The organism is Planktotalea arctica (assembly GCF_002105285.1).
In the GTDB taxonomy this organism is placed as follows: Bacteria; Pseudomonadota; Alphaproteobacteria; order Rhodobacterales; family Rhodobacteraceae; genus Planktotalea; species Planktotalea arctica.
The window spans coordinates 1-8592 of sequence record NZ_MUHR01000023.1 but is presented as its reverse complement, the minus strand read 5'-3'; the positions used below and the strand labels follow the sequence as shown (position 1 = coordinate 8592).

Genomic DNA, 8592 nt, shown 5'->3' with positions numbered 1-8592 from the left:
TAAAAACTGCAAGGGCCCACTCCCTCACCATTCTAGGTGCAGGAACGCTAACAAACAAACGGCACCCAGAGAAATCTGGGTGCCGTTTTTACGTTTCTACTACCAATGAAGTACCACCCATCCATCCACCGCGCACGAACCGAGGGGTGGACGCGAAGCGCCCGCGTCACGCCAAAGGCGTGCTTTTAGCACGACGGGGGCGGTTCGGGCGCTGCCTAATCTATGAATGGGCAATTCAATTGAAGGCAAGCTTAGAAGTAACCGCGCCAGAAATCAGTTCGCGGCTTTGCTCTTGTGGAGGCATTGATTGACTCAGCCAATGCCTCAAGTTCGGGCAAGACGTCTTCATAGCTCATTGAATTGTTGCGCCATTCTCTCCAAAGGTACTCCAGAGCATTTGGTAATTTATGAAAAGGATAAATTGAATCATTGTTTAGCATGCGAAATAGCTCGACTTTGTTTTCCCATTCGGGATCACGACCTTCTACCTCTCTTGCAATAACGTGTGGACGAGGTCCTGCATTTTTGCGAAAAACCATATGGTCCATTTCAAATTCGATCACGTAAGTATCATTGTGACCCCATCGGGGGGTATATAGGCCAATTTCCCAAATCATAACTAGCTCCAAGCTTCTGGTTTCAGGTTGGAAATTTTCGTTACGTTGAAGTAATAGTAAAACATTTCAATGTAAGGTATTGACGCGACTAATTCTCAAAGTTCGAACACACAAAATCCATTGATCCAAAACGTACGCCCTTTTCTTTAAGATCGAACAGCGCGCATCGCGCGCCGATCTATCGCCAGTCCGCCCGACAGGGCTGGCGATTTGGCCGACCAAAGCGTGCCACATTGAAGTCGCGCGGGCTTGATAGATAAAGCGCGCAGAACCAACCATAGATCGCCTTCCCAGCGGACTGGCGACGGATCGGCTTAGGTAGTACGAGATCCCCAAAACTAACCCCTTGCCACCCACCCCGACTCCCCCTATACGCGCGCTATCGACAAGGGTGCGCCAACCGCGTGCCCTTATTTATGTCGTATACTAAAGACGCGAAGAGGGGCCCGGATGAGCCGCGTTCCTCCTCTCCGATCTAGACCCTGAATTTAGGGGTGATGATTATGGCCAAAAGCCAGACCATCCGCATTCGCCTGAAGGCGTTTGATTACCGGGTGCTCGATGCGAGCACTCAGGAAATCGTAAATACAGCAAAACGGACAGGCGCAGACGTACGCGGCCCGATCCCTTTGCCGAACAAGATTGAAAAATTCACAGTTCTTAGCTCGCCTCACGTGAACAAGAAGTCCCGCGACCAGTGGGAAGTTCGCACGCACAAGCGTATGCTAGACATCATTGATCCGACCCCCCAGACCGTTGACGCGCTGATGAAGCTCGACCTCGCCGCTGGTGTGGATGTCGAGATCAAGGTTTAAGGGAGTATCAAACAGATGCGCTCTGGAATCATTGCAAAGAAAGTCGGCATGACCCGGCTTTTCATGGAAGACGGCAAGGCAATTCCCGTGACCGTTCTCCAACTCGACGCGCTTCAGGTTGTTGCACAGCGTACATCTGAGAAGGACGGCTACACAGCGGTTCAGCTCGGTGCAGGCACAGCAAAAACCAAGCGTACATCTCAGGCCATGCGTGGTCACTTCGCTGCAGCGAAAGTTGCACCAAAGCGTAAAGTGGCTGAATTCCGCGTGACCGAGGGCAATCTGATTGCTGTTGGCGAAGAAATCTCTGCCGAGCATTACCTCGCAGGCCAGAAAGTGGACGTGTCCGGCACATCCATTGGTAAAGGCTTTCAGGGTGCTATGAAGCGTCACAACTTCGGCGGCCTTCGCGCAACGCACGGTGTGTCTATCTCTCACCGCTCGCACGGCTCGACAGGTCAGTGTCAGGATCCCGGTAAGGTTTTCAAAGGCAAGAAGATGGCTGGTCACATGGGCGCGGCTCGCGTGACAACGCAAAACCTTGAAGTCGTTAAGACTGACCTCGATCGTGGCTTGATCATGATCAAAGGCGCAGTCCCGGGCTCCAAAGGCGGCTGGGTCACAGTGAAAGACGCTGTGAAAAAGAAATTGCCTGATGGCGTTCCTTTCCCTGCGGCTCTTAAATCTGCTGCTGTTGAAGCTCCGGCTGAAGCACCTGCGGAAGGCGGTGAAGCATGAAACTAGATGTAATCAAACTGGACGGCACAAGCGCCGGCACTTTGGATCTGGACGAGGCCCTGTTTGGTCTTGAGCCACGCGCAGACATTCTGCACCGTGTGGTCCGTTGGCAGCGTAACAACGCTCAAGCCGGTACGCACAAGGTAAAGACGCGCTCCGAAGTGAAGTACTCCACAAAGAAGATATATCGTCAGAAAGGGACCGGCGGCGCACGTCACGGTGCTCGCTCTGCTCCTATCTTCCGCGGTGGTGGTGTTTACAAAGGTCCTGTTGTTCGTAGCCACGGCCACGATCTGCCTAAAAAGGTCCGCGCACTTGGTCTCAAGCTGGCACTCAGCGCAAAAGCGAAAGCTGGCGAGTTGGTGATCATCGACGAGGCGGCTGGTGCAATGAAAACCTCTGCTTTGGCCAAACAGGTCACAGCAATGGGTTGGAAACGTGCCCTGATCATCGACGGCGCAAGCGTGAACGAAGATTTCATGCAAGCAGCACGTAACATCGAAGGTCTCGATGTTCTGCCGTCCATGGGCGCTAACGTCTATGATATCCTGAAGCGTGATACACTTGTTATCACGAAAGCGGGTATCGAAGCATTGGAGGCCCGTTTGAAATGAGCGCACAAGCAAAACATTACGACGTGATCCGCAAGCCGCTTATCACCGAGAAAACAACAATGGCGTCCGAAAATGGCGCGGTGGTTTTCGAAGTGGCGATCGACAGCAACAAGCCGATGATTAAAGAAGCTGTTGAAGCTCTCTTTGGCGTCAAGGTGAAGGCCGTGAACACGTCCATCACCAAAGGCAAGTCAAAGCGGTTCCGTGGCCAAATGGGTCGCCGTAAGGACGTCAAGAAAGCGTATGTAACGCTGGAAGAAGGCAACACAATCGACGTGACCACTGGTCTCTAATCGGTTCTGTACCTTTGATGAATTCGGGAAACCCCGGCTGCGAGAGTGGCTGGGGTTTTTCTTTTGGGGTAGGGGCCTCAGCAGTCTAGGCGCAGCACTCGCCATCTACCAAGGCGGGAATAGCAGTTTACTGCCCCGCCTAGCGCCGGACCGACCCCACGGGTCGGCGCTTTTGTGACGTTTCAATTCCCGAGGATCGGTTGGTCGGATATTGCCGCCATAAAGCGCGCTGTTCAACGGCGAGAGCGCCCACCCTCGGTCCGGCGTGATGGGTTTGGACATGATGCTAATTCACTATTCCAAGAGCAGAATGCAACATTGGATGGACGCGAATCTTAGTCGCACTGTCTAAGTAATTAGTAGGAAGCGGTTTTTGTGTTTGAAAAAAGTACTGATATGGCAAGTTTGGATCGTACTTGACACCGATTGCTCCCATGAGGTGCAATCTTTCTATCAGAGCGCATGCCAGATCAAACGGCTCAACATTTCGTGTTGTTGCGTCTTCTACCAAGCGCCACAGTTCGTCTTTCTCCCGATATTTTGCCTCGGGGAAATGGTGGACAAGGTCGTCTAATAGCCTGGAGGTACAAAACTCCGAAAGCATTATGGTTCCACGTTTGCCTTTGAGTAAGTTGATCAATGGGCCTGCATTAGCGACGACATGTTGCCATTCTTCAATCATCGCGGTTAATCGGTTGGCTGAGTATGTGCGCTCGGCTTGGGTAAACGTTTTTCGACTTATTGCCGTGGAGCCTTCTGACGCTTCTAAACACATATTCACGAAGTTTATTAGGTCTCTTGGTCTATAGAGGCTCTTTTCTAACAAAGTTGTAAATGGGCTGCCGACATTGCTAATTTTTTCAGGGAATATGTCTTCAAACATGACATTCTGCCTGTTGTATTTTCTTCGAAATAGAAAGTTAATACGCTTGTTTACCAATTTTTTTAGACTTGAAGAATCCCATTTTAGGCGAATTATATAGTCTTCATACTTCTCGCTTTGGAAACCAGCATCGCGCGTTTCCAATATTACCTTCTCTAGTAGATCTGACCTAAGAGCTACTACGGTCTTGAGGTCGGGTACTCTTCTCAAACTTTTTAAACTCTCAATCAACGCACGAATGAGTGGATATTTGATACTTATGTCAATCCAATTTTCGTCTAAACTGTCGATCAAGATGAAACACGGTTCTACTCTTGTGCCATGTTCCGAAAGCGTGTCGACTACTTTTGCCAAATCCGTAAGCAGCTCCGGTGCTACGAATTTTCGCGCAACTCGTTGCAATTGACTCTTCTTTTCCGCGCTGAGGGTTCGAGCGTATCCGGCTTTAGCATTGAATTTTTCAATTTCCCCACCCATTTCCGCGTTCACAATGGTTTCAAGGTTTTCCGTTATTTCGCGGATGTTCTCATCCATCGATATCCAAAACTTGCTTTCCCACTTTCTTAGATAGTCGAGACCTCGTTTCTTTCTTTGATCATTTCCAAAAGCATCAAAGATTTGGGAAAAGACAAACTTTGATTTTTGTTCATCTTGAATGTTGAACTTCAAACGAATGAACTCGATCAAGATTACATGTTTCCACAAGGCTTGAAAGAATAGGTCAAGATTTACGTCGATACTCAAAAGAAATTGAATAACGTCACTGTTCCCTAAATAGTCCAAGGCCATTTCGTCAAGCTGTATAAAATTGGCTCGTTGGTAATCGAATTCAATTTTTCTGATTAGTGCAGTCTTGCCAGTTCCTGTACTGCCAAGAAGTATCATTTTTGGGGAGCCGATCTCCTTCAATTCTGCGAGTGCGTCGATATCGACGAAGCATTCAAATAGAAATTCTTCATCAGCTTCTGCAGAAATTTTACCAATCCGAGAACTTGCGTTAAATATAATTGGGTTTGACAAAAATATGACTCCGAAGTGAATGCTCCTCATGACACGCTAGGGTGGTGTTGGATGGTTATCAACTGACTTAGGGGCGATTTTTTTGGGATTTTCATGGTGAATAGCTGTACCCAAGCCCTTGACCCCCAAACCCACACCTCCTATCAGCTCACCAGCGTCACAGCCCCAGATTCGTCTGGGGCTTTGTTGTTGTTGTTCGCTCATAACATCGAGCGATACCTAATCGGGCACCTACGGGGGCCTAAAACACAGGCCACCTACGGGGGGCTTTAATCGTAGCGGGGCGCCTACTCTAAGCCCTGCGAGCTAAAACGGAAGACAGAAAGCATGGCACTCAAGTCGTATAAGCCGACGACGCCGGGCCAGCGCGGGCTGGTGCTGATCGACCGTTCGGAGCTTTGGAAAGGACGTCCTGTCAAATCCCTCACAGAGGGTTTGACGAAATCGGGCGGCCGGAACAATACCGGACGAATTACATCACGCCGTCGCGGTGGCGGGGCAAAACGCCTCTACCGGATCGTGGATTTTCGCCGCAACAAATTTGATGTTGTCGCAACAATCGAACGCATCGAATATGACCCTAACCGTACAGCCTTTATCGCGCTCATCAAATATGATGACGGCGAGCAGGCGTATATCCTTGCACCGCAGCGCGTAGCGATTGGCGACAAGGTTATTGCAGCGGCCAAGGCAGACATCAAACCAGGTAACGCAATGCCATTTTCTGGCATGCCTATCGGTACGATTGTTCACAACATCGAATTGAAGCCCGGCAAGGGTGGTCAGATCGCACGCTCTGCTGGTACGTATGCCCAGTTCGTAGGCCGCGATGGTGGCTACGCCCAGATCCGCCTCTCCTCCGGAGAGCTGCGTCTCGTGCGTCAAGAGTGCATGGCAACAGTTGGCGCGGTGTCGAACCCTGACAACTCCAACCAGAACTTCGGTAAAGCTGGCCGCATGCGTCACAAGGGTGTTCGCCCGAGTGTCCGTGGTGTGGTTATGAACCCGATCGATCACCCTCACGGTGGTGGTGAAGGCCGGACCTCTGGTGGTCGTCATCCGGTTACGCCTTGGGGCAAGCCGACGAAGGGTGCGAAAACTCGCAACAAGAAAAAAGCGTCCAGCAAGCTCATTCTACGCTCGCGGCACGCCAAGAAGAAGGGGCGCTAATAGATGTCTCGCTCTGTTTGGAAAGGTCCTTTTGTTGACGCTTACGTCCTCAAAAAGGCCGAAGCGGCTCGCGAAAGCGGTCGCAATGAAGTTATCAAGATTTGGTCGCGTCGCTCGACAATCCTGCCTCAGTTCGTTGGACTGACGTTTGGTGTCTACAACGGCCATAAGCATATCACAGTCAACGTCTCCGAAGACATGATTGGTCAGAAGTTCGGTGAGTATTCGCCAACTCGGACCTATTATGGTCACGCGGCAGACAAAAAAGCGAAGCGGAAGTAAGCCATGAGCAAGGATAAGAATCCCCGCCGCGTGGCAGACAACGAAGCAATGGCAAAACTGCGCATGCTCCGTACTTCCCCGCAAAAGCTGAACCTTGTTGCCGGTTTGATCCGTGGCAAGAAGGTAGAGCGCGCATTGACGGACCTCGCGTTCTCCAAGAAGCGTATCGCAGCTGATGTTCGCAAGTGCCTCCAGTCGGCCATCGCGAATGCTGAAAACAACCACAACCTTGATGTGGACGAGCTGATCGTGGCGGAAGCCTATGTCGGTAAGAACCTCACCATGAAGCGTGGACGCCCACGTGCCCGTGGTCGTTTCGGCAAGATCATCAAGCCGTTCAGCGAAATCACCATTCTGGTCCGCCAGATCGAGGAGCAAAGCTAATGGGTAATAAAACCAATCCAATCGGCATGCGCCTTCAGGTGAACCGTACTTGGGACAGCCGCTGGTTCGCGGAAAGCAAGGACTACGGGGACATGCTCCTCGAAGACCTCGCGATGCGCGACTTCATCAACGTCGAGTGCAAGCAAGCGGGCATCGCCCGTGTGATCATCGAGCGTCCGCACAAGAAGTGCCGCGTCACGATCCACACAGCGCGCCCCGGCGTTATCATCGGTAAGAAAGGCGCGGACATCGAGACGCTGCGCAAGAAACTTGCCAAGATGACAGCGTCCGAGCTTCATTTGAACATCGTGGAAGTGCGCAAGCCAGAGCTGGACGCCCAGCTTGTCGGTGACAGCATCGCGCAGCAGCTCGAGCGCCGCGTGTCCTTCCGCCGTGCGATGAAACGTGCCGTTCAGAACGCGATGCGCATGGGTGCCCTTGGTATCCGCGTAAACGTCGCTGGCCGCCTTGGCGGTGCAGAGATCGCGCGGACCGAATGGTATCGTGAGGGCCGCGTGCCTTTGCATACTTTGCGCGCCGACATCGATTACGCTCACGTTGAAGCCTTGACTGCATATGGCATCATCGGGATCAAGACCTGGATCTTCAAAGGCGAGATCATGGAACACGATCCCCAAGCGCGTGACCGTAAAGCACAGGAACTCCAGGATGGCCCTGCACCTCGTGGTGCTGGCGGTCGTCGCTAAGGGAGAGATAAGATGCTTCAACCAAAGCGTACCAAATTCCGCAAAATGCACAAAGGCCGTATCAACGGTCTGGCAAAAGGCGGGTCTGATCTGAACTTCGGCACGTTTGGCCTCAAAGCCACGCAGCCCGAGCGTGTTACTGCACGCCAGATCGAAGCCGCACGTCGTGCCATGACGCGTCACATGAAACGTCAAGGCCGTGTCTGGATCCGTATCTTCCCCGACACTCCCGTTACCTCCAAGCCCACCGAAGTTCGTATGGGTAAGGGTAAAGGTTCCGTGGATTTCTGGGCAGCCAAGGTCAAGCCAGGCCGCGTGATGTTTGAAATCGACGGTGTCGACGAAGTGGTCGCACGTGAGGCGCTTCGCCTTGCCGCGATGAAACTGCCTGTGAAAACACGCGTCGTCGTTCGCGAAGACTGGTAAAAACAGCGCACCTGCGCGCAGTGAGTGCGGTGTCGCGAATAGGCCAAAGGTTTTTCGCGGGCAGGCACTCGGTAAAAAAATTGGAACCCGCGCTGGGAAATCAGCGCGGGTTTTTTGAATTTTCTAGAAAATTCGCCGACGGCCTCCTTAATTAGTTCAGACTCTAGGGCCGGAAAAGCCACGTAGGATTTTCTGTCTTTTTAGTGCTTTCGGGGCAGGTTGGCTGACTAGGTCACTCCATTCTTACAAGCCAAACCAGCATAGTTAAGTCTTCAAAGATGGAGGCCTCGTGAGCGAAAACAGTTTTTCTTTTAGCACTGATGTACTTGCTCGCCTTAGAGGCCCCTACGCAGAATGGCAGATACGGCAGTGCAGTGAAATCGGTGAAGGACAATTCGCAATTGATATTCAATCAGAGAGAACGGCTGAAAGAATTTTGTTTAAATGAGAGGTTGTTGTCCGAAATGGTCTGCAATCCAAATACGCATCAGCGCCACAAGGGTGCGTAGAGTTAGCAACCAACGATGTGCTGAGATTGGCAAAAATCGACGAGGATAGGCACTACTTCACCATAGAATTGAAGAGGCAAAGGGGACTTGTGGAGTAGCCGTCGCGGAAAGCCCTTGAGAGTGTCCGATCTTCT

At 51.6% G+C, this 8592-nt stretch carries 11 protein-coding genes; 9 read left to right on the top strand and 2 right to left on the bottom strand.

What is annotated here, in order from left to right; translation table 11 throughout:
* Positions 1-251: 251 nt before the first annotated feature.
* Complete coding sequence (locus tag B9P63_RS16810) at positions 252-617, bottom strand: hypothetical protein (RefSeq protein WP_085310953.1); 366 nt, start codon at positions 615-617, stop codon at positions 252-254.
* Positions 618-1120: 503 nt separating this feature from the next.
* On the opposite strand from B9P63_RS16810, the gene rpsJ reads away from it, so the two are divergent.
* The 4 genes from rpsJ to B9P63_RS16790 are packed head-to-tail and all read left to right on the top strand — an operon-like array spanning position 1121 to position 3077.
* Positions 1121-1432: a 30S ribosomal protein S10 gene (gene rpsJ / locus B9P63_RS16805; RefSeq protein WP_085310951.1), complete on the top strand. Its 312-nt coding sequence runs from the start codon at positions 1121-1123 to the stop codon at positions 1430-1432.
* A gap of 15 nt (positions 1433-1447) precedes the next feature.
* Entirely contained in the window at positions 1448-2170 is a 723-nt protein-coding gene (rplC, locus tag B9P63_RS16800; protein WP_085310949.1) for a 50S ribosomal protein L3, read from the top strand.
* Positions 2167-2784 (top strand): 50S ribosomal protein L4, encoded by a 618-nt coding sequence (gene rplD, locus B9P63_RS16795; RefSeq protein ID WP_085310947.1) that lies wholly within the window; start codon positions 2167-2169, stop codon positions 2782-2784. The genes rplC and rplD overlap by 4 nt, the downstream gene beginning before the upstream one ends.
* Complete coding sequence (locus B9P63_RS16790) at positions 2781-3077, top strand: 50S ribosomal protein L23 (protein WP_072629584.1); 297 nt, start codon at positions 2781-2783, stop codon at positions 3075-3077. Before rplD ends, B9P63_RS16790 begins: the two co-directional genes overlap by 4 nt.
* Positions 3078-3363: 286 nt before the next feature.
* On the opposite strand, the gene B9P63_RS16785 is transcribed toward B9P63_RS16790, so the two are convergent.
* Complete coding sequence (locus B9P63_RS16785) at positions 3364-4980, bottom strand: P-loop ATPase, Sll1717 family (protein WP_139816283.1); 1617 nt, start codon at positions 4978-4980, stop codon at positions 3364-3366.
* Positions 4981-5307: 327 nt separating this feature from the next.
* On the opposite strand from B9P63_RS16785, the gene rplB reads away from it, so the two are divergent.
* The 5 genes from rplB to rplP are packed head-to-tail and all read left to right on the top strand — an operon-like array spanning position 5308 to position 7949.
* Positions 5308-6150: a 50S ribosomal protein L2 gene (rplB, locus tag B9P63_RS16780; RefSeq protein WP_085310942.1), complete on the top strand. Its 843-nt coding sequence runs from the start codon at positions 5308-5310 to the stop codon at positions 6148-6150.
* Between the two features lie 3 nt (positions 6151-6153).
* A complete protein-coding gene (gene rpsS / locus B9P63_RS16775; RefSeq protein ID WP_085310941.1) occupies positions 6154-6432 on the top strand; it encodes a 30S ribosomal protein S19 in 279 nt (92 codons plus the stop codon).
* Between the two features lie 3 nt (positions 6433-6435).
* A complete protein-coding gene (gene rplV, locus B9P63_RS16770) occupies positions 6436-6816 on the top strand; it encodes a 50S ribosomal protein L22 (RefSeq protein ID WP_085310939.1) in 381 nt (126 codons plus the stop codon).
* The gene (rpsC, locus tag B9P63_RS16765; RefSeq protein ID WP_085310937.1) at positions 6816-7523 is read left to right on the top strand and encodes a 30S ribosomal protein S3; all 708 of its coding nucleotides are present in this window, start codon (positions 6816-6818) and stop codon (positions 7521-7523) included. The genes rplV and rpsC overlap by 1 nt, the downstream gene beginning before the upstream one ends.
* 12 nt (positions 7524-7535) lie before the next feature.
* Positions 7536-7949, top strand: a complete 414-nt coding sequence (gene rplP, locus B9P63_RS16760) for a 50S ribosomal protein L16 (protein WP_085310935.1) — start codon at positions 7536-7538, stop codon at positions 7947-7949.
* The last annotated feature ends 643 nt before the right edge of the window (positions 7950-8592 follow it).